Annotated in this window: 19 protein-coding genes; 9 read left to right on the plus strand and 10 right to left on the minus strand. The window is 67.1% G+C overall.

The features are described from left to right. The first annotated feature begins 82 nt into the window (after nucleotides 1-82). The gene (gene pbpC / locus E8M84_RS04915; RefSeq protein ID WP_394347397.1) at nucleotides 83-2,092 is read left to right on the plus strand and encodes a penicillin-binding protein 1C; all 2,010 of its coding nucleotides are present in this window, start codon (nucleotides 83-85) and stop codon (nucleotides 2,090-2,092) included. A gap of 74 nt (nucleotides 2,093-2,166) precedes the next feature. Here pbpC and bktB read toward each other — a convergent pair whose 3' ends face one another. After that, the gene (bktB, locus tag E8M84_RS04920) at nucleotides 2,167-3,324 is read right to left on the minus strand and encodes a beta-ketothiolase BktB (protein WP_137110041.1); all 1,158 of its coding nucleotides are present in this window, start codon (nucleotides 3,322-3,324) and stop codon (nucleotides 2,167-2,169) included. A 128-nt stretch (nucleotides 3,325-3,452) separates the two neighbouring features. Here bktB and E8M84_RS04925 point away from each other — a divergent pair, with 128 nt between their 5' ends. Then, nucleotides 3,453-4,553: a sugar MFS transporter gene (locus E8M84_RS04925; protein ID WP_137110042.1), complete on the plus strand. Its 1,101-nt coding sequence runs from the start codon at nucleotides 3,453-3,455 to the stop codon at nucleotides 4,551-4,553. A 4-nt stretch (nucleotides 4,554-4,557) separates the two neighbouring features. Here the strand turns inward: E8M84_RS04925 and E8M84_RS04930 are convergent, their stop codons facing one another. Beyond that, nucleotides 4,558-5,133 (minus strand): DUF2585 domain-containing protein, encoded by a 576-nt coding sequence (locus tag E8M84_RS04930; RefSeq protein WP_137110043.1) that lies wholly within the window; start codon nucleotides 5,131-5,133, stop codon nucleotides 4,558-4,560. Nucleotides 5,134-5,233: 100 nt separating this feature from the next. Between E8M84_RS04930 and E8M84_RS04935 the strand changes: the two genes are divergently transcribed. Further along, on the plus strand, nucleotides 5,234-5,455 hold the full coding sequence (locus E8M84_RS04935; protein ID WP_137110044.1) for a hypothetical protein: 222 nt from the start codon (nucleotides 5,234-5,236) through the stop codon (nucleotides 5,453-5,455). 28 nt (nucleotides 5,456-5,483) lie between these two features. Here E8M84_RS04935 and E8M84_RS04940 read toward each other — a convergent pair whose 3' ends face one another. From E8M84_RS04940 to E8M84_RS04955, 4 genes are all read right to left on the minus strand, one after another. Continuing rightward, a complete protein-coding gene (locus E8M84_RS04940; RefSeq protein WP_137110045.1) occupies nucleotides 5,484-6,236 on the minus strand; it encodes a metallophosphoesterase in 753 nt (250 codons plus the stop codon). Nucleotides 6,237-6,318: 82 nt separating this feature from the next. Then, nucleotides 6,319-6,906: a dimethylsulfonioproprionate lyase family protein gene (locus E8M84_RS04945; RefSeq protein ID WP_137110046.1), complete on the minus strand. Its 588-nt coding sequence runs from the start codon at nucleotides 6,904-6,906 to the stop codon at nucleotides 6,319-6,321. A gap of 43 nt (nucleotides 6,907-6,949) precedes the next feature. After that, entirely contained in the window at nucleotides 6,950-8,545 is a 1,596-nt protein-coding gene (gene serA / locus E8M84_RS04950; RefSeq protein ID WP_170971886.1) for a phosphoglycerate dehydrogenase, read from the minus strand. Between the two features lie 87 nt (nucleotides 8,546-8,632). Then, on the minus strand, nucleotides 8,633-9,790 hold the full coding sequence (locus E8M84_RS04955; RefSeq protein ID WP_137110048.1) for a phosphoserine transaminase: 1,158 nt from the start codon (nucleotides 9,788-9,790) through the stop codon (nucleotides 8,633-8,635). Nucleotides 9,791-9,944: 154 nt separating this feature from the next. Here E8M84_RS04955 and serB point away from each other — a divergent pair, with 154 nt between their 5' ends. From serB to E8M84_RS04970, 3 genes are read left to right on the plus strand one after another with little or no spacing between them, the layout of a single operon-like run. Next, nucleotides 9,945-10,820 (plus strand): phosphoserine phosphatase SerB, encoded by an 876-nt coding sequence (gene serB, locus E8M84_RS04960; RefSeq protein WP_137110049.1) that lies wholly within the window; start codon nucleotides 9,945-9,947, stop codon nucleotides 10,818-10,820. Then, nucleotides 10,817-11,287: a GNAT family N-acetyltransferase gene (locus E8M84_RS04965; RefSeq protein WP_137110050.1), complete on the plus strand. Its 471-nt coding sequence runs from the start codon at nucleotides 10,817-10,819 to the stop codon at nucleotides 11,285-11,287. The genes serB and E8M84_RS04965 overlap by 4 nt, the downstream gene beginning before the upstream one ends. Continuing rightward, a complete protein-coding gene (locus E8M84_RS04970) occupies nucleotides 11,280-12,041 on the plus strand; it encodes a TSUP family transporter (RefSeq protein WP_137110051.1) in 762 nt (253 codons plus the stop codon). The genes E8M84_RS04965 and E8M84_RS04970 overlap by 8 nt, the downstream gene beginning before the upstream one ends. Here the strand turns inward: E8M84_RS04970 and zapE are convergent. The 4 genes from zapE to E8M84_RS04990 all read right to left on the minus strand — a co-directional run bounded on the left by zapE (nucleotide 12,038) and on the right by E8M84_RS04990 (nucleotide 15,714). After that, complete coding sequence (zapE, locus tag E8M84_RS04975) at nucleotides 12,038-13,117, minus strand: cell division protein ZapE (RefSeq protein WP_137110052.1); 1,080 nt, start codon at nucleotides 13,115-13,117, stop codon at nucleotides 12,038-12,040. The genes E8M84_RS04970 and zapE overlap by 4 nt on opposite strands. Nucleotides 13,118-13,168: 51 nt before the next feature. Next, nucleotides 13,169-14,116, minus strand: a complete 948-nt coding sequence (locus tag E8M84_RS04980; protein ID WP_137110053.1) for a 1-phosphofructokinase family hexose kinase — start codon at nucleotides 14,114-14,116, stop codon at nucleotides 13,169-13,171. Between the two features lie 137 nt (nucleotides 14,117-14,253). Then, nucleotides 14,254-15,183, minus strand: coding sequence for an MBL fold metallo-hydrolase (locus E8M84_RS04985; protein ID WP_137110054.1), 930 nt, complete (start codon nucleotides 15,181-15,183; stop codon nucleotides 14,254-14,256). A gap of 120 nt (nucleotides 15,184-15,303) precedes the next feature. Then, on the minus strand, nucleotides 15,304-15,714 hold the full coding sequence (locus tag E8M84_RS04990) for a metallopeptidase family protein (RefSeq protein ID WP_137110055.1): 411 nt from the start codon (nucleotides 15,712-15,714) through the stop codon (nucleotides 15,304-15,306). Nucleotides 15,715-15,811: 97 nt separating this feature from the next. Between E8M84_RS04990 and E8M84_RS04995 the strand changes: the two genes are divergently transcribed. The 3 genes from E8M84_RS04995 to E8M84_RS05005 all read left to right on the plus strand — a co-directional run bounded on the left by E8M84_RS04995 (nucleotide 15,812) and on the right by E8M84_RS05005 (nucleotide 19,212). After that, nucleotides 15,812-16,240 (plus strand): DUF1801 domain-containing protein, encoded by a 429-nt coding sequence (locus E8M84_RS04995; RefSeq protein ID WP_137110056.1) that lies wholly within the window; start codon nucleotides 15,812-15,814, stop codon nucleotides 16,238-16,240. 133 nt (nucleotides 16,241-16,373) lie between these two features. After that, nucleotides 16,374-17,699, plus strand: coding sequence for a glutamate--tRNA ligase (gene gltX, locus E8M84_RS05000; protein ID WP_137110057.1), 1,326 nt, complete (start codon nucleotides 16,374-16,376; stop codon nucleotides 17,697-17,699). Between the two features lie 100 nt (nucleotides 17,700-17,799). After that, complete coding sequence (locus E8M84_RS05005; RefSeq protein ID WP_137110058.1) at nucleotides 17,800-19,212, plus strand: MATE family efflux transporter; 1,413 nt, start codon at nucleotides 17,800-17,802, stop codon at nucleotides 19,210-19,212. Nucleotides 19,213-19,259 lie beyond the last annotated feature (47 nt).

Genomic DNA, 19,259 nt, shown 5'->3' on the forward strand with positions numbered 1-19,259 from the left:
CCGGGGAAGAAGATTCTTCGCCGAAGAATTTTCGGCCCCGGCCCGAGGCGTGCGGCTTGGGCGCTGGGTTCTGACGCTGGCGATGGGCCTCTGGCTTGCCGGCTTTGGCCGCGACCGCTTCGACGTCTGGATCGACGCCACGATCCTGCCGCCTCTGGCGGTGGAAATGTCGGTCGAGGTGCTGGACCGGGACGGCGATCTTCTGCGCGCCTATACGGTGGCCGACGGCCGCTGGCGGCTGGCGTTGCCGCCGGACAATGTCGATCCGCTGTATCTGAAGATGCTCATGGCCTATGAGGACAAGCGGTTCCGCGACCATGCCGGGGTCGACTGGCGGTCGATGACGCGGGCGGTGCTGCAGGCGGCCTGGAACGGTCGCATCGTGTCGGGGGGATCGACCCTGACGATGCAGGTCGCCCGGCTGCTGGAAGAGGGTACGACCGGCGAGGTTGGCGGCAAGCTGCGGCAGATGCGCGTCGCGCTGGCGCTGGAGCGGCGGTTGTCCAAGGACCAGATATTGCAGCTTTACCTGTATCTAGCACCCTTTGGCGGGAACCTTGAGGGGGTTCGGGCGGCTTCGATTTCCTACTTTGGAAAAGAGCCGAAGCGGCTGACCCCGGCCGAGGCGGCGCTGTTGGTCGCGATCCCGCAATCCCCCGAATCCCGCCGTCCGGACCGCGCTGCCGACCGCGCAGAGGCCGCGCGCGACCGGGTGCTGGCCCGGGCTGTCGGCGAAGGCGTGATCGACGCGGACGAGGCCGAAGCGGCCCGCCGCGAAGTGGTTCCGGGCCTGCGCAAACCCTTTCCGGCCTTTGCACCTCATCTTGCCGACCGGTCGCGGGACGAGGCGCCGCAGGCGGGGACGCACCGGCTGACGCTGGACCGCGATCTGCAGAAGAAGCTTGAGGCCCTGGCGCTGGAGTCGGTCGAAGGCAAGGGCGAACGTCTGCAGGTGGCCATTCTGGTGGCCGACCATGCCTCGGGCGAGATCCTCGCCTCGGTCGGCTCGGCGGGCTATCAGGCGGACTTGCGGCAGGGGTTCGTCGACATGACGCAGGCGCTGCGATCCCCGGGGTCGACGTTGAAGCCGCTGGTCTATGCGCTGGCCTTCGATGAGGGGCTGGGCCACCCCGAGACGATGATCGACGACAAGCCGATGTCATTCGGGGCTTACGCGCCGCAGAACTTCGACAAGCTGTACATGGGCACGATCCGGATGCGCGAGGCGTTGCAGCTGTCGCGCAACATTCCCGTGGTGGAACTGACCGATGCGTTGGGACCGGCCAAGCTGATCTCGGCGATGGAGAAGGCGGGGATGCAGCCGGTGTTCCCGGGCGACCAGCCCGGGCTGGCGATTGCACTGGGCGGAGTTGGCGTATCGCTGTCCGACATGGTGCAGCTTTACGGCACCCTGGCACGGGGCGGGGTTGCCCGACCGCTCATTTGGCGGCTGGATGCCGAGGGCGCCGAAGGGCAGCGGCTGGTGTCCGAGGTCGCGGCCTGGCAGGTCGGGGACATTCTGGCCGGTCTGGCCCCTCCGCCCGGCGCGCCGTCGAACCGGCTGGCCTACAAGACCGGAACCTCCTACGGGCATCGGGATGCCTGGGCGATAGGGTTTGATGGCAAGCATGTGGTGGGTGTCTGGATGGGCCGTGCGGACGGGACGCCGGTGCCGGGGGCCTTCGGGGCGGACGTAGCGGCGCCGGTGCTGTTCCAGGCCTTCAACCGGCTGAAGGGCAAGCTTGACCCGCAACCGCCGGCACCGGCCTCGACCCTGCTGGTCGCCAACGCCGAACTGCCGCTGCCGCTGCAGCGGTTCAAGTCGCGGTCCGCGGTGTTCGAGGCAGAGGCGGACGCCCCTGCGGTGGCCTTCCCCCCGGACGGGGCGGAAGTGGAACTGCTGGCAGCGGGCCTCAAGGTCAAGGTCGCGGGCGGGACCGCGCCGTTCACCTGGCTGGCGGACGGGGTGCCGGTGGTCGTCGGGTCCGACGCGCGCGAGGCGATGCTGGCGATGCCGGGGGCGGGCTTCGTGACCTTGAGCGTGATCGACGCCGAAGGGCGGTCGGACCGGGTGCAGGTTCGGGTGCGCTGAGGGGGCGGCTCGTCGTGCGCCTTCGGCTTCTCATCGCGACCTCCGACGAGGAGACGAAGTCGAACGAGGAGGCGTCAGGCGCGCTCGATGGCCAGCGCGATGCCCTGGCCGCCGCCGATGCACATGGTGACGAGGGCGGTCTTGCCGCCGGTCCGTTCCAGCTCGTGCAGGGCCTTCACGACCAGGATCGCGCCAGTTGCCCCGACCGGGTGACCAAGGGCGATGGCCCCTCCGTTCGGGTTCACGCTGGCGGGATCAAGGTCCAGCACGCGCGAGACGGCGATGGCCTGGGCCGCGAAGGCCTCGTTGGATTCCACCACGTCGAAGGACTGGGCCTTCACGCCCAGCTTCTTGCACAGCGCCTGCACCGCCGGGATCGGGCCAATACCCATGACCTTCGGGTCGACCCCGGCCAGCGCATAGCCCATGATCCGGGCGCGGGAGCCGTTTGCGTTGCGAGACAGGACCAGCGCCGCCGCCCCGTCGTTGATGCCCGAGGCGTTGCCCGCCGTGACCGTGCCGTCCTTCTGGAAGGCGGGGCGCAAACCGGCCAGGGCCTCTGCGCTGGTGGACTTTGGGTGTTCGTCCACGGCAAAGGTCGCGGGGCCCTTCTTGCCGCCGACCTCCACCGCGACGATCTGGCTTTCGAACCGGCCCTCGGCGATGGCGCGGGCGGCGCGGGTCTGGCTTTCCAGCGCGAAGGCGTCCTGATCCTCGCGGCTGATGCCGTGGGCTGCGGCGACATTTTCGGCCGTCACGCCCATGTGGCCGGTGCCAAAGGGGCAGGTCAGCGCGCCGGTCATCATGTCCAAGGCGCGGGTGTCGCCCATCTTCTGGCCGAAGCGCGCGGCGGGGAGGATGTAGGGCGAGCGGCTCATGCATTCCGCGCCCCCGGCCAGCGCCATCTCGGCGTCGCCGAGCATCAGCGCCTGGACGGCCGATACGATGGCCTGCGCGCCGGACCCGCAGAGGCGGTTGACGTTCATCGCTGGCGTCGTCTCGGGAATGCCAGCGTTCATCGCCATGACGCGGGACAGGTACATGTCGCGGGGTACGGTGTTGATGACATGGCCCATGACAACCTGGCCAATCTGCGCGGGGTCCACCCCGGCGCGCGCCAAGGCGGCCTTCGCGGCATGGGTGGCGATGTCGATGGGCGGCATCTGGGCAAGCGACCCGCCAAAGCCGCCGATAGCGGTGCGGGCGGCAGAGAGGATGTGGATGTCGGTCATGGGGGCCTCCGGGGTTTGGCGCAGTCTGCACGATCCGCAGTGAGTTGCAGAGACGACGTCACGTCACGGGCGGCATTGACAGTGCCGGACCGGCGGGGGAAGTCAGGCGGGTCAGCGGGAGACCAGCCTTGAAAGACCTGATCCGGGCCCATGCCGGCCTGTTGTTCGTCGGTGTCGCAACCTTCGTGATGATGGGGGCCGGGCAGTCGCTGTTCGGGCCGGCGCTGCCGGTCTATGTGCGCGACTTTGCCCTGGGCGAGGCCGAGGCGGGCCTGTTCGTGGCGCTGCTTTGGGTCGGCTGCTTCGTCGGCGTGGGCTTCATGTTCTTCAAGGGCGCGCTGGTCGGGCCGCGGCATACGCTGGCGGTGATGGCGGCGGGGACCGGGCTGATGGCCACCAGCCCGAACTGGTGGGTAACGCTGGCGGGCGGGGTCGTCTTCGGGATGGGCTACGGCATGGCGACGGCGGTGTTCAATCCGCGCGTGATGCGGGCGTTCGGGGCCAAGGGGCCGTCGATGCTGAGCCTTCTGAATGCGACCTTCGGGGTGGGGGCGATTGCGGCGCCGCTGGTCTTCGTCTGGTTGGGCAGCGACCCGGCCTGGGCCTTCGGGATCGTGGCGCTGGTGCTGGCGGCGATCTGGCTGGGCGCGGGGGCCGCGGGGCGCGAGGGCGTGGTGCAGTCGGGCGAGGTGAAGGCGTTTCGGCCGCACTGGGCAATCCTTGCCTTCGGCATGGTCGCCATCGGGATGGAGGCCAGCCTTGCGGGCCTCGGCCCCACCGCGCTGATCCGGGCGGGGATCGCCGAGGAGACGGCGTCGCAGCTCCTCAGCGCCTTCTTCGTCGTCTTCCTGCTGGCCCGCGTCGCCCTGATCTTCGTGGCGCATCGGGTCGAGCCGTTTGTCCTCTACACCGTGGCCGTCGGGTCTGCCGCCCTGTTTGCGCTGGGGGCCGTGTTCGTGTCGCCCGCCTATTTCTTCGTCGCGATGGGGGCCTCGGCCGGAGTGTTCTTCCCGGGTTTCTACGTCACCGCCAGCGGCAAGATGGGCGAGGACCTGCGGGTGCCACCGACCATTGTCGCCTCGGGTCTGGTGGGCGCGATCTGCACGCCCCTGCTGTTGGCCCCGCTGAGTGCGACGCTGGGCGAGCGGGGGTTCTTCGTCCTTGCCGCTGGCCTCCTGGTGGCGGTCAGCGTGGCGGCGCTTGTGTCATTGCGGCGGATGCGGGTCTAGAGCGTCAGCGTCCCGCCTGCCACTCCGCCACCCAGTCCAGCGGGTAGAGCAGCATCAGAACGTTCAGCGCCAGCCCGTCGCGGATGATCAGAATCGTGACTGCCTCGAACAGGATCATCAGCGCGACCGTCACCCAGACCGGCAGCTTCGAGGCCAGCCAAAAGCCGAGGATCATCGCCAGAACGTCGCAGACAGTGTTCAGGACGGAATCGCCGAAGTAATCCAGCGAGATGGTCACGGTGCGATAGCGTTCGATCACCGCATCCGAATTCTCGACAATCTCCCAGGCGCATTCGACCAGCGTGGCGATGGCCAGGCGCCAGCCAAAGCTGAGCTTGCGGGCGACAAGCCAAAGCGCGCCGAAGAACAGGAAGCCGTGGATGATGTGGCTGGGGGTGTACCAGTCGGAAATGTGCTGCGAATTCTCGGAGCTGACCACCTCTCCGTGCCAGAGCTTGACATAGCCGCATTTGCAGATTGGCTCACGTCCGATCCAGAGAAGATAGGCGGCCGTAAGAAGGATGATCCCCAGCGTGATGAGGATCGGGGTGAGGCGGGTCTGGCTGCGGCTGTCGATCATCGCGACACGCAATCATGTGGGCGGACCCTGGTAAAGTGCGGTAATCCCGGGGCGGAAAAGAAATTTCGCGCCCTGTGGCCAAGTTGCGGAAGGCAGAGGAATGGATGACAAGAACCCTTGGCGCTTTTGCCCGACGCGGCGCGAGCTGTGGTTCTGGCTGTGGATCAGCGCGGGAGGCTTTGGCCTGATGGCGGTGGCGCTGGTCGTCCGCGGCATCCCCCAAGGCCCGGCAATTGCCGAAGTTGTGGGGCTGGCCACGGTGGTCTTCGGCTATCTCGGCGGCCGGTCGGTCAAGCGGCTGATCCGGCGGGAGCATCCCTGACCGTTGCTCTTCGCTCCCGTCCGGTCGCTCATCGCTGGTGGTGCGCCAGGTTTGGAACGGGCAGCTTGACCCGCCCTTGCGGGGTCAGCAGCGCCGCCTCGCGGCCTTCGATCACCACGGCGGACAGGGGGCCGCCATAGGCCGCGCCAGAGTCGAGGTTCAGACGGTTGCCGTAGTGGGTGGCGGCGTCGATGGAGGTATGGCCGTGGACAATCAGCGGGCCATGGCTGGTGGCCTCGGACAGGAAGGGCTCGCGGATCCAGACGAGGTCGGTCTCGGTCTGCTGTTCCAGCGCGATGCCCGGACGGATGCCTGCGTGGACGAAGATGCAGTCGCCCGCCCGGTAGAGGCTCGGCCGCGTGGCAAGGAAGTCGAGATGCGCCTGCGGCACCAGATCCCGCGCCTCGACATGGACCTTGGTGGTCGGGCGGTCGGCGGCATTCACGACGCCGTAGGACCGCAGGGTATCGGGGCCGCCCAGCTTGGGGTGCAGCCAGCCAAGGTCGGCGCGCAGTCCCGGTTCGGGCTCATGTGGGTCGCGCAGAAAGCGCCAGAACATCCGGTCGTGGTTGCCTTTCAGGACGATCCAGTCCTCGCCGGCCGCGATGCCCTGCATCAGGTGGTCGACGACGCCCCGGCTGTCCGGCCCGCGGTCGACGAGGTCGCCGAGGTGGATGACCTGGCCCTTGCCATGGCGGGCCATGTCGGTGGCGATGAGGTCATGCGCGGCCCGGAGGAGGTCGATGTGACCGTGGATGTCGCCGATGGCGTAGAGGTGCATGCGTCGGGTCCTGGGTTGTGCCACGGGGGTGCTACCCCCGGACCCCCGGAGTATTTGTTACATAGGCAAGCTGCAAGGCCGGTCAGGCGTCGGGGTCGGGGAGCATCCGATAGCTCTCGAACCCGATGTCGCCGGACCAGCGCCAAAGGGCAAGGAAGCCGTCGGGACCCGCGTGCATGGCGTGGGGGAGGTTCGGCGGGTGGTGGATGTGTTGGCCCGCGGCAAGGGTCAGGCGCTGGTCCCCGGCCTGCCAGTGAGCGGTGCCGGACAGGATCGTGTAGGTCTCGGCGGCGTTGTGGGCGTGGAGGGGATAGTAGCTGCCGGGGGCCTGGTAGAAGAGGCCGAAGAGGAGGGCTTCCGACCGGATCGGCGCGCCGGGGCCGAGGAGGGTGACCACGGACTTGACCGCGCGGAGGTCGGTGGGTTGCTGTGAGGCGATCGGGCTGTCGGCCCAGGGGAGCCAGGGATGCGCATCGTAGATCAGGCGCGCGGCGGAGTGGCCGGGGAGGGCTGCCGTGGCGAGGATACCGGCGGAGAGGGCAGAGGGCGCGCAAGCCGGGAAGTCGGTGTCGGCTGCTGCGCGGAGACCTTCGGCGGTGGTCTGTGCCTCGGGGCGTGGCTCGGTTGCCGTGAGGTCGGCCAGTGTGTGCAGGAGGTCGGGGAGCAGCATGGGTGCCTCGGCCAGGCGGGGTGCCCGACCGAGGCAGCGTGGGTCAGGCGACGTCGAACTGCAAGGCCTTGACCTGCTGGAACATGCCGGTGCCTTCCAGCGTCTCGATCACCTTGGGGTCGATCGGCTGGTCAAGGTAGAGGATCGCAATCGCATCCTGCCCCACGCCCGACCGGCCGAGGGTGAAGTTCGCGATGTTGACGTTGTTCTTGCCCATCGTCATTCCCAGAAGGCCGATGATGCCCGGCACGTCCTCGTTCGTGGTGTAGAGCATATGGGCACCGATCTCGGCGTCGATGTTGATGCCCTTGATCTGGATGAAGCGCGGTTTGCCGTCCGAGAAGCAGGTCCCGGCGACCGAGCGTTCGCGCTTGTCGGTGACCATCGTCACCTTGATGTAGGCGTCGAACACCCCGGTCTTTTCCTGCCGGGTGGTGGAGATCTGTATGCCCTTCTCCTTCGCCACCACGGGGGCGGAGACAAGGTTCACGTCGGGGTTCTGCGCCTTGAGGACCCCCGCGATCACCGCCTGGTTCAGCGCGGCGAGGTTCATGTTCGCTACGGTGCCGTCATACAGGATGTTGATCGCCTTGATCGGCTCGTCCGTCATCTGGCCGATGAAGGCGCCGAGGTGGGAGGCGAGCTTGATCCAGGGGCCCATCACGGCGGCCTCTTCGGCGGTGACGTTCGGCATGTTCAGCGCGTTCTGCACCGCGCCGGTGAGAAGGTAGTCCGACATCTGCTCGGCGACCTGGAGGGCGACGTTTTCCTGCGCTTCGGTGGTGGACGCGCCGAGGTGCGGGGTGCAGACGACGTTCGGGTGGTTGAAGAGGGGGTTTTCGTTGGCCGGTTCGACTTCGAACACGTCAAGGGCGGCTCCGGCGACATGGCCCGTATTGAGGGCGTCGAGGAGGGCGGCTTCGTCGATCAGGCCGCCGCGGGCGCAGTTGATGATGCGGACGCCCTTCTTCGTCTTGGCCAGGTTTTCCTTCGACAGGATGTTGCGGGTCTTGTCGGTGAGCGGGACATGAAGGGTGATGAAGTCGGCACGGTGGAGGAGTTCATCGAGGTCGACCTTGGTCACGCCCAGCTGTTTCGCGCGTTCGTCGGACAGGAAGGGATCATAGGCCACGACCTTCATGTGGAGGCCCACGGCGCGGTCGCAGACGATGCCGCCAATGTTGCCCGCGCCGATGACGCCGAGGGTCTTGTTGAAAAGCTCGACCCCCATGAACTTGGACTTTTCCCACTTTCCGGCATGGGTGGAGGCGTTGGCTTCGGGGATTTGCCGGGCAACAGCGAACATCATGGCGATGGCATGTTCCGCCGTTGTGATCGAGTTGCCGAAGGGCGTGTTCATCACGATGACGCCCTTCTTCGACGCGGCCGGGATGTCGACATTGTCGACGCCGATCCCGGCGCGGCCGATGACCTTCAGGCGGGTGGCTTTCTCCAGGAGCTTCTCGGTGGCTTTGGTGGCGGAGCGGATGGCAAGGCCGTCATACTGGTCGATGACGGCGGCAAGGGCATCCTTGTCCTTGCCGAGTTTGGGCAGGTAATCCACTTCAACGCCGCGATCGCGGAAGATCTGGACGGCGGTTTCAGAGAGTTCGTCGGAAACGAGGACTTTGGGCATGATGGGGTCCTGAATTTGGGTGGGGAAGGTGGGCGGATCGCCCACCCTACGAAGGGGGTTTGTAGGGTGGGCGATCCGCCCACCGCCCGGTCAGGCAGCTTGCGCGAGGGCCGCGATCTCGGCCTCGAAGGCATGGGCGATCCAGGGCATCAGCGCCTGGACGTCCGCCGTCTCGACCGTCGAGCCGCACCAGATCCGCAGCCCCGGAGGCGCGTCACGGTAGGCGCCAAGGTCGAAGCCGGCGCCGGCCTTCTCGATCCGCTTGGCGACGGCTTTCGCAAAGGCCTCGCCGTCAGCGATGCGCGGGTCGGTGAACTTGAGGCAGACGGAGGTGGTGGAGGCCGTCGCCGGGTCTTCGGCCAGGTTCGCGATCCAGGGGTTCGCGTCGCAGAAGTCCCAGACGACCTTGGCGTTGGCATTGGCGCGGGCGATCAGGCCTTTGAGGCCACCGATCGACTTCGCCCATTTCAGCGCGACGAGGTAGTCCTCGTTGGCCAGCATCGACGGCGTGTTGATCGTCTCGCCCTGGAAGATGCCTTCGATCAGCTTGCCCTTTGCGGTCAGCCGGAAGATCTTCGGCAGCGGCCAGGCCGGAGTGTAGCTCTCCAGCCGTTCGACGGCGCGGGGGCTCAGGATGATAACGCCATGCGCGCCCTCACCGCCGAGGACCTTTTGCCAGGAGAAGGTGGTGACGTCGAGCTTGTCCCAGGGCAGGTCCATTGCAAAGGCGGCGCTTGTCGCGTCGCAGATCGTCAGGCCCTGACGGTTCGCGGGGATCGCATCGCCGTTCGGCAGGCGGACGCCGGAGGTGGTGCCGTTCCAGGTGAAGACCACGTCCTTGTCGAAATCGACCTCGGCGAAATTGACGATCTGCCCGTAGGGCGCCTTGCGGACCGTTGCGTCCAGTTTCAGTTGCTTGACCACATCCGTGACCCAGCCTTCGCCGAACGACTCCCAGGCCAGCATCTCGACCGGGCGGGCACCGAGGAGCGACCACATCGCCATTTCGACCGCGCCGGTGTCCGACGCGGGCACGATGCCGATGCGGTAGTCGGCGGGGACGCCGAGGATTTCGCGGGTAAGGTCGATCGCCTCTTTCAGCTTGGCCTTGCCAACCGCAGCGCGGTGCGACCGCCCGAGGGGGGCGTCTGCCAGCATATCGAGGGAATAACCGGGGATCTTGGCGCAGGGGCCAGAAGAGAAGCGCGGATTGGCCGGGCGCTTGGCCGGCGGGGTCAGGTCTGTCATGGTAGCCTTCCAGCTAAAAGCCCTTCGTTGGGGAAGGGTGTCCCGCCGCCGTGGATAAGGACGGCCCGGCTCTGGCGCAAGCGGAAAAATCGCGATAGTCCGACGCTTGGTCGCGAAAAAGCGACAGGCCTGTTCACTATCGGAAACCTGCCCCATGTATGTCGTCACCCTGCTGACCAACCCCGAAACCCCGGTGCTGGAGCGGGTGACGGTGGAGTCCTTGCGCAACGCCTGGGGCGGAGGTGAGGCGCGGTGGCTCGACCCTGGAGTGGCGGCGGAGTTCGACCTTGGGGCTGTTCCTGAGAACCAGTGGGAGGTCTGGGAGGGCCTGCAGGCGCTTTCCGTCGACATGGTGGTGCAGCGGGCCGAGGGCAGGAAGAAGCGCCTGCTGATCGCCGACATGGATTCGACAATGATCCGGCAGGAGTGCATCGACGAACTGGCTGACGAGGCCGGGGTCGGCGCGCGGGTGGCAGACATCACGGCGCGGGCGATGAACGGGGAGCTCGACTTCGAAGGCGCGCTGCGGGAGCGGGTGGGGCTGCTGAAGGGGCTGCCCGAAGCGGTGATCGGGCAAGTCCTGCGCGACCGGATCACGCTGATGCCTGGGGGCAAGGTGCTGCTGGCCACGATGAAGGCGAACGGGGCCCATTCCGCGCTGGTGTCGGGCGGGTTCACGGCCTTCACCTCAGCGGTGGCTTCGAGGCTGGGCTTCGACGAGAACCGGGCGAACACGCTGCATGTTGCCGAGGGAAAGCTGGCCGGGACGGTGGCCGAGCCGATCCTGGGCAAGGAGGCGAAGCTGCAGGCGCTGACCGAGATCACGGCGCGGCTGGGGATTGCTCCAAGCGACGCGATTGCGGTGGGGGACGGCGCGAACGATCTGCCGATGCTGAAAGCTGCCGGGACGGGGGTTGCCCTGCACGCCAAGCCCCGCGTGCAGGCGGAGTGTGAGGTGCGGGTGAACCATGGCGACCTGACGGCGTTGCTGTATTTGCAGGGCTATGCCCGTGACGAGTTTCTGTCGTGATCGTTCGCGATGCCCGCCCGGGCGATGCCGAAGCGATGACCGCGATCCTGAACCGGATCATCGCCATCGGCGGAACCACGGCGCATGATACGCCTAAAACCGCAGGCAAGGTGCTGGAAGACTATGTCGCGGGCCCGGATGTCCTTTCCTCGGTCGTCGTCGAGGGCGCGGGCGCGGTGATAGGCTGGCAATCGGTCGGCTGGTGGCGAGGCGATCCGCATATCGGCAGCTTTGTCGATCCGGGCGGGCAGGCCAAGGGCGCGGGCGTGGCGATGTTCGGCCTGACCTGCGACCGGCTGCGCGCGCTGGGACTGCGCCATGTCATGGCCTCGATCAGGGCAGATAATTTACCGGGGTTGGCCTATTACGCCCGGATCGGTTTTGTCGACGTGGGGCAGGACCCGGGATTTGCGCTTTCGGACGGCCGGGTTGTGGGGCGGGTTCATCGGCGGTTCGATCTTGTTTGAGGTTGCCACGCATCTTGCCCTTCTCCTGATCCTTGCCGCCTTCTGTGCGGGGTTCATCGATAGCATCGCGGGGGGCGGGGGGCTGATCTCGGTACCGGCTCTTCTGCTGGCGGGCGCGTCGCCGATCGAGGCGCTGGCGACGAACAAGCTGCAAGGCACGTTCGGGGCCGGGACGGCGACGCTGACTTATGCGCGGGCGGGGCATGTCCGGCCGATGGCGCAGATGGGGATGGCCGTGATCAGTGCGGTCTTCGGTGCGCTTGGCGCGCTGGTCGCGCATCTCATCCCGGCGGAGGTGCTGCGGATCATCATGCCGGTGGTGCTGATCGGGGTCGCGGCCTTCTTCGCGCTGAAGCCGGGGCTGTCGGACGATGCCCGGGCCGAGCAGGTAAAGCCTGCAGTCTTTGCCCTGACGGTGGTCCCGGCGATTGCCGCCTATGACGGATTTTTCGGTCCCGGGACCGGGTCGTTCTTCATGATGGGATTCGTGCTTCTGGCGGGATACGGCGTGTTGAAAGCGACAGCCCATACCAAGATGCTGAACTTCGCCTCGAACATCGGGTCGCTTCTGGTCTTCATCCCCTCGGGCGCGATGTGGTGGGCGGTGGGGTTGGCGATGGCCGCAGCGCAGGTGGCGGGGGCTTCTCTGGGCGCGCGACTGGCGATGCGGATCGGCGCGCGGCTGATCAAGCCCTTGTTGGTCTTCACCTCATCCGCGATGGCGCTGCGGCTGTTGTGGCAGGCGCTGAGCTAAAGGCCCCAGTCCGCGCCCTGCATTTCGCGCAACCGGCTGGCGGTGCGTTCGAATTCGAAGGACCCTTCGCCCTCGATATAGAGCCGTTCCGGTGTCTCGGCCGCCGAGGCGATCAGGCGCACCTTCGCCTCGTACAGCGCGTCGATCAGGGTGACGAAGCGTTTCGCCTCGTTGTAGTTGGCGGATGACAGCTGCGGGATGTCCTCAAGGATCAGCACCCGGACGGCGCGGGCGATGGCGAGGTAGTCGCCGGGGCCGAGGGGCTTTGAACAGAGGTCCCAGAAGCTGGCCCGCCCGACCCCGTTGGCAAAGCGGGGCAGGGTGACCTGGCGGCCGTTGACCTGCAGCACCAGCGGATTGTCCGCAGCGCCGCCGGTCAGGTCAGTCCAGATCGCTGCGATCTGCGCGGTTGCCGTGCGGGCGGGGTGGAAGTAGACCTGTGCGCCCTGCAGGCGGTGCTGGCGGTAGTCGGTCGGGCTTTCCAGCTCGACGACCTCCAGCCGTTCTTCCAGCATGGCGATGAAGGGCAGGAACAGCGCGCGGCTGAGGCCGTCCTTGTAGAGGTCGACCGGCGGGCGGTTCGAGGTGGTGACGATGACCACGCCAGCGGCGAACAGCTTTTCGAACAGGCGCCCGACGATCATCGCATCGGTGATGTCGGTGATCTGCATCTCGTCGAAGGCCAGAAGGCGGAGGTCGCGGGCAATGTCATCGGCGACCGGGCCGAGCGGGTCTTCGACGCCGCGTTGCCGGGCGGCGTGCATCCCCTTGTGGACGCCCTGCATGAAGGCATGGAAGTGGACGCGGCGTTTCTGGGTGATGGCGGTGGCGTCGGTGAACAGGTCCATCAGCATCGACTTGCCGCGCCCGACACCGCCCCAGAGGTAAAGGCCGCGCGGCGGGGTGACCGGCTTGGCGAAGAGCCCGGCAAAGAGGCCGACCTTGCGGGTGGCGTTCGCCTCCAGCCAGCTGCGCAGGGCCTCAAGCCGGGGCAGGACCGCGTGCTGTGCGGGATCGGCCCGCAGCGTGCCGTCCGCGACGCGGGCCTCGTAGATTTCGGTCAGGGTCTGGCGCATGGGCCAGACTTAGCGGGGGTGCCGGTCCAAGGAAAGGGCGATGCCGGGGCCTCAGACCTCGGTCACCGTGCATTCGCGCAAAAGGCGCATCACATCCTCGGGGCGGCAGAGCTGGGTCGCGTCGGTGGTGACGGCGGCCGAAGCAGCGGCCGAGCCGAGCGCCAGCGCCTCGGCATTGGTCTGGCCCTGCGCCAGCGCGAGGACAAAGGCCGCGACAAAGCTGTCGCCCGCGCCGACAGTGGATTTGACCTTCACCTTGGCGGCTTTGGCGAACAGCTTCTGGTCCTTGTCAGCCAGCACGTTGCCTTCGGCGCCGCGCGCGATGATGACGGTCTTTGCCACGCCGCGGTGGACCAGCGCTTGCGCGAATTCTGCCGTGTCGGACAGTGACGGCAGCGGCTTGCCCGCCAGTTCCTCGCCTTCGGGGCCATCCATCCGCAGGACCTCAAGGCCGGGGATCGGGTGGCGCACGGCCTCGGTCAGGGTGGAGCCGGAGGTGTCGAGGACAACACGGGTCTCGGGCATGGAGGCTGCGAGTTGCGCGGGGAAATCGACCGGCACGCCGGGGGGCTGGCTGCCCGAAATGACCGAGAACCCGCCGGGACGGGCCGTGGCGCGCAGAAGGGTGAAGACGCGGGCGCGTTCCGCCTCGCCCCAGACGGGGCCGGGAAGCATGAAGCGGTACTGCTTGCCGGTTGTGTTTTCGTTGACCGTCAACGACTGGCGCGTCTCGCCGGGGCCGAGGATCGAGAGGAAGGTCACGCCTTCGGCGCGGATCAGGCCAGCGAGACGGTCGCCGGTCAGCCCGCCGATGGCGACGAGCGCCAGGCTGTCGCCGCCAAGCGACTTGATCGCGCGGGAGACGTTCAGGCCGCCGCCACCGGGATCCAGAAGCGGCTCGGTGCAGCGGAGCTTGTGGCCGGGGATCAGCTCGTGAACCTCGGTCGCCATGTCGAGCGCGGGGTTGAGCGTCAGGGTCAGGATCGGAAGCTGGGACATGCGGCACCTGTGGCTGTTACCGCTATCATAGACCCTTCGCGCCGAAATGGAACTGCCCCCGACGGGTCAGGCCGGGGGCAAAAATCTTGAGGAAGATTTTTGGCAAATTCCTTGCTTAAGGAATTTGGGCCCTGGGATCAGCCGTTCAGCATCAGCTGGTAGCTGGCAGGCACATAGCGGAAGCCGTCGCCCGTCGCCTCGACATAGCCCACGCCGGGGAAGGGCATGTGGTAGCCGATGAACGGGATCTTGTCGGCTGCGATCTGGCCGAAGACAGCCTTGCGGGCTGCCGCTGCGGCGGCCTTGTCGCGGTCAAAGCGCACTTCCCAGTCCGGGCGCTGGAGCGACCAGACATAGTGGTTCGCGGTGTCGGCGGTGATCATCAGGCGCTGGCCCTCGGATTCCACGCTGTAGACCATGTGACCGGGCGAGTGGCCGAAGGCGGCCATGCCGGTGATTCCCGCAGCCGCGCTGCCCCCATCGTCGACGAAGGTGATGCGGTCGTTCAGCGGAGTCACGTTCTTCACGAAGCCCTCATCCGCGGCTTCGGTTGCGGCGTTGTGCTCGACCGCGCCGGTCACATAGCGGGCGTTGGCGAAGGTGGGCGTGGCGCCATCCGCACCCATCAGCCCGCCGATATGGTCGCCGTGCATGTGGGTCAGCACGACCACATCGACCTGATCGGGGGTGAAGCCGGCGGCGGTCATGGCGGCCAGCGTGCCCTCGGCGGAAAGGCCGGTGTCGAACAGGACAAGCTCGGCCCCGGTGTTGACGACGACCGGGGTGAAGAAGTTCTGCGTCCTGTCGGCGGGGATGAAGTTCGCTGCCGAAAGCGCGGCGAAATCCTCGGGGCTGGCGTTGGTGCCGAAGGTTTCCTGCGGCTTGTCGCCTGCCCGGGTGCCGGCGAGAAGGGTGGTCACCTCATAGGCACCAAGCTTGAACCGGTTGAACGGGGCGAAGCCTGCGCCCTGCATCTCGGCCTTGGCGAAGACGGGCAGCGGCAGCGTGGCAGCGAGGGGCATGGTGGCACCGGCGAATAGGGCCTGACGGCGGGAAAGTCGGGTCATCTTGTCCTCCTTCGATTGGATGGCGGAAGGGTAGGGCAGTCAGGACGATCGTCCGGTCACGGGCGCGTCATGTATCGTGCCGGGTTGCACAGCCCCTGTGCAGGAGGGCCGGGAACCCGCTCACTCCCACCAGCGATCGATGGCGGCGATCTGGTCGTCGGTCCAGCCGAAGTGATGTGCGATCTCGTGGATCAGGACATGGGTGACCAGTTCCTGGATCGAGACGTTGCCGCGTTCCGCCCATTCGTCGAGGATCGGGCGGCGGAACAGCCAGACCACGTCTGGGCGGGTCATCTGGTCGGCAGTGGATTTCTCGGTCAGCGGAATGCCGTCGTAAAGCCCGGTCAGGTCGAAGGCATCGTCGACGCCCAGGTCTTCCAGCATGTCCTCGTCCGGGAAATCCTCGACCCGGATGCGGACAAGCGTTGCAGCTTCGCGAAAGCTCGTGGGCAGGGTGGACACAGCCTCGTGCGCCAGCTGTTCGATGAAGGCGAGCGAGGGGGCGATGCTGTCGGGCGATGGGTTGGTCATGGGGCAAAGATAGGAAGCAGGGCGCAGGGTGGGAAGGGGTGGAGGGAGAGGAATGCGCCGCGCTTTGTGCTAGGGTTCAGGTGGTGGACGAACCGTGATGACGAGTGAAGCGAAAACCAGAAGCGCGCCCCTGGATCGGGAGGCTTGGCTGGCCGGGGTGGACCCGAAGCGGCGGGCGGAGGCAGAGCGGCTGCTTGTGCTGTTTGGTGAAGTCACCGGCTGGGAGCCGCGGCTCTGGGGCCCGTCGATGGTGGGCTTCGGGCGGTATGAGTATCGCTATGAGAGCGGGCACGGCGGCGAGAGCCTGGCGACGGGGTTTTCTCCGCGGAAGGCGGAGCTGTCGATCTACCTGATGGCCGGAGGCGAGACGTTGGCACCAATCCTGGCGCGGCTTGGCCCGCACCGGATGGCCAAGGCTTGCCTGTATCTGAAGCGACTCGAAGCGGTGGACGAAGGTGCCTTGCGTGAGCTGATCCGGGCGGGACTGGAGCACCTGGGCAGACTGTGGCCAGTGCATCCTGTGTGATCCTTGGACGGGAAGCCGTCCTAGTGGCATCGAGCCACGCGGACGGCGTTGCCACGGACAGCCGGACCGGCAGGCCGCCAACTGGACAAATCCGGGGCCTTGTGACAGGGAAGGGCGGTTCAAGGAGCCACCCATGACCGTGACCTGTCGCTTCGCCCCCTCGCCCACTGGCTGGATCCATGTGGGCAATCTCCGCACCGCGCTGATGAACTATCTGATCGCGCGCCAGAACGGCGGGACCTTCATCCTGCGGCTGGACGATACCGATCAGGAGCGGTCGAAGCAGGAATACATCGACGGGCTGAAGGCTGACCTCGACTGGCTGGGGATCAAGTACGACCGGATCGAGCAGCAGTCAAAGCGCATGGCGCGCTATGCCGAGGCCGCCGAGCAGCTGAAGGCCGCGGGGCGGTTCTACGAATGCTTCGAGACGCCGGTCGAGCTGGATCTGAAGCGGAAGAAGCAGCTGAACATGGGGAAACCGCCGGTCTATGACCGCGCGGCGTTGAGCCTGACCGAGGAGCAGAAGGCCGCCTACCGCGCCGAGGGGCGGCAGGGGTACTGGCGCTTCAAGCTGGATCAGGAGCGGATCGAGTGGAAGGACGGGATTATCGGCGACATCTCGATCGATGCCGCGTCGGTGTCCGACCCGGTGCTGATCAAGGCGGATGGGCAGGTTCTGTATACCTTTGCCTCCAGCGTGGATGACGTGGACATGGGGGTGACCCACATTGTCCGAGGCGCAGACCATGTGACGAACACCGCGACGCAGATCCAGATCATGAAGGCTTTGGGGGGCACCCCGCCAACCTTTGCGCACCATTCGCTGTTGACCGGGCCGCAGGGCGAGGAATTGTCGAAGCGCCTCGGGGTTCTCAGCTTGCGCGACCTGCGGGCGCGGGGGGTGGAGCCGATGGCGCTTCTCAGCCTCATAGCGCGGCTGGGGTCTTCGAAGCCGGTGGAACTTGCGTCGTCGATGGATGATCTGGTTGCGGGCTTTGACGTCGGAAGCTTCGGCTCTGCTCCGACGAAGTTCGATGCCGAGGACCTGTTCCCGCTGACCCGCCACCATGTGCAGTCGCTGCCGTTCTCGGCCGTGAAGGACCGGATCGCGGCGCTGGGCGTGCCCGACGCCGAGGCCGAGGCGTTCTGGGCGGTGGCCAAGGGCAACATCACCATCCTGGACGATCTGGGTCCCTGGTGGACCCTGTTCCGCGACGGGGCCGAGCCGGTGGTTGATGAGGCCGACCGCGACTTTGTCCGGCAGGCGCTGGCGCTGCTGCCTGCGAAGCCGTGGACGACAGCGACCTGGGGGGAGTGGACCCAAGCGGTTAAGGAAGTGACGGGCCGCAAGGGCAAGGACCTGTTCCGCCCGCTGCGCCGGGCGCTGACAGGGCGGGATGCGGGGCCGGAGATGGCCGACGTGATGCCGCTTCTGCGCAAGGTGCCGAGCGTCTGAGCCCTTGGCTGGCCCCGGGAGGGCCGTCTGTCCTCCCGGACCCTCCCGAGGATATTTTGAGAAGAGAAAGGGCTTGGGCCGGTTCTCTTGAGGAGCGAGAATGGCCAACCCAGGCGCGCAGGCGAAGTTTGTCGAGGGCAATCTCTTCCGGCATGTGTCGGTGATGGCGCTGACCTCGTCTGTGGGGCTGATGGCGGTCTTTGTCGTCGACCTGATCAACATGTTCTACATCGCCCTGCTGGGGCGCGAGGAACTGGCGGCGGCCATCGGCTACGCCGGGGCGATCCTGTTCTTTACCACCAGCTTCGGCATCGGCATGTCCATCGCGGTTGGCGCTTTGGTCGCCCGGGCGCTGGGGGCGCGCGACCCCGTACTGGCGCGCGAGAAGGCGACAACGGGGCTGGTGCTGAGCTTTGTCTTCGGCTCGCTTTTCGCCGCCGTGGTCTGGCTCTTCCTCTGGCCGCTGGTCGGGCTTCTGGGGGCGACCGGAGAGACGGCGGCGCTGGCCGTGCATTTCCTTCAGATCGTGATTCCGTCGCAGCCCCTTCTGATGGTCGGCATGATCGGCGGGGCAGTGCTGCGCAGCCATGGCGACGCGCGGGCGGCGATGATGGCAACCGTCTGGGGCGCGGTGGCGACGGCGGCGCTGGACCCGATCCTGATCTTCGGCCTGAAGATGGAGCTGACCGGGGCCGCCATTGCCAGCGTGGTGGCACGGGTGGTGATCGCCTGGGTCGCGCTGCAGCCGATCCGCAGGAAGTACGGCGGGTTCGACCGACCGACGCTGGGCGGAGTCGTGGCCGACATGGGGCCGATCTGGGCTATCGCGGTGCCTGCTATCCTGACCCAGGTGGCGACGCCTGTCGGGCAGGCCTTCGTGACCCGAGCCACCAGCGCCTATGGCGAGGCCGCCGTCGCGGGCATGGCGATCGCGGGTCGCCTGACGCCGGTGGCCTTCGGAGTGATCTTCGCGCTGTCGGGCGCCCTTGGCCCGATCATCGGGCAGAACTTCGGCGCGGGCCGGATGGACCGGGTGCGGCGGACCTTCATTGACGGGCTGATCTTCACGGGCCTGGTGATCGTGCTGGTCTCGGCCCTTCTGTTCCTGTTGCGCGCGCCGATCGCCGATGCGTTCAAGGCGGAAGGTCTGACGCGCGATCTGGTCTACCTTTTCTGCGGTCCCCTGGCGCTTCTCTGGTTCTTCAACGGGATGATCTTTGTCGGCAACGCGGTCTGCAACAACCTTGGCCGACCCTTCTGGTCGACCGTGGTCAACTGGGGTCGCCACACGGTGGGGACGATCCCGCTGGCGATCTGGCTGGGCGGCACTTGGGGCGCGCAGGGCGTGCTTATCGGTCAGGCCATCGGCGGGGTGGTCTTCGGCCTTGCCGCCGCCTGGCTTGCCCTGTTGGCGATCCGGTCGCCGATCCAGCCCGCCCCCCGCGGCCGCCCGGTGCCCGAGGCCGCGCCGGAGACCGAGCCGGTGGCCAGCCCCGGAGAGCGGCGGGCCTGACTGCGTCGCTGATGCGCTGCATACCGTCGTATCCCGATTTCCTCTTG

This window comes from Rhodobacter sp. SY28-1, assembly GCF_005222785.1.
Classification (GTDB): domain Bacteria; phylum Pseudomonadota; class Alphaproteobacteria; order Rhodobacterales; family Rhodobacteraceae; genus Tabrizicola.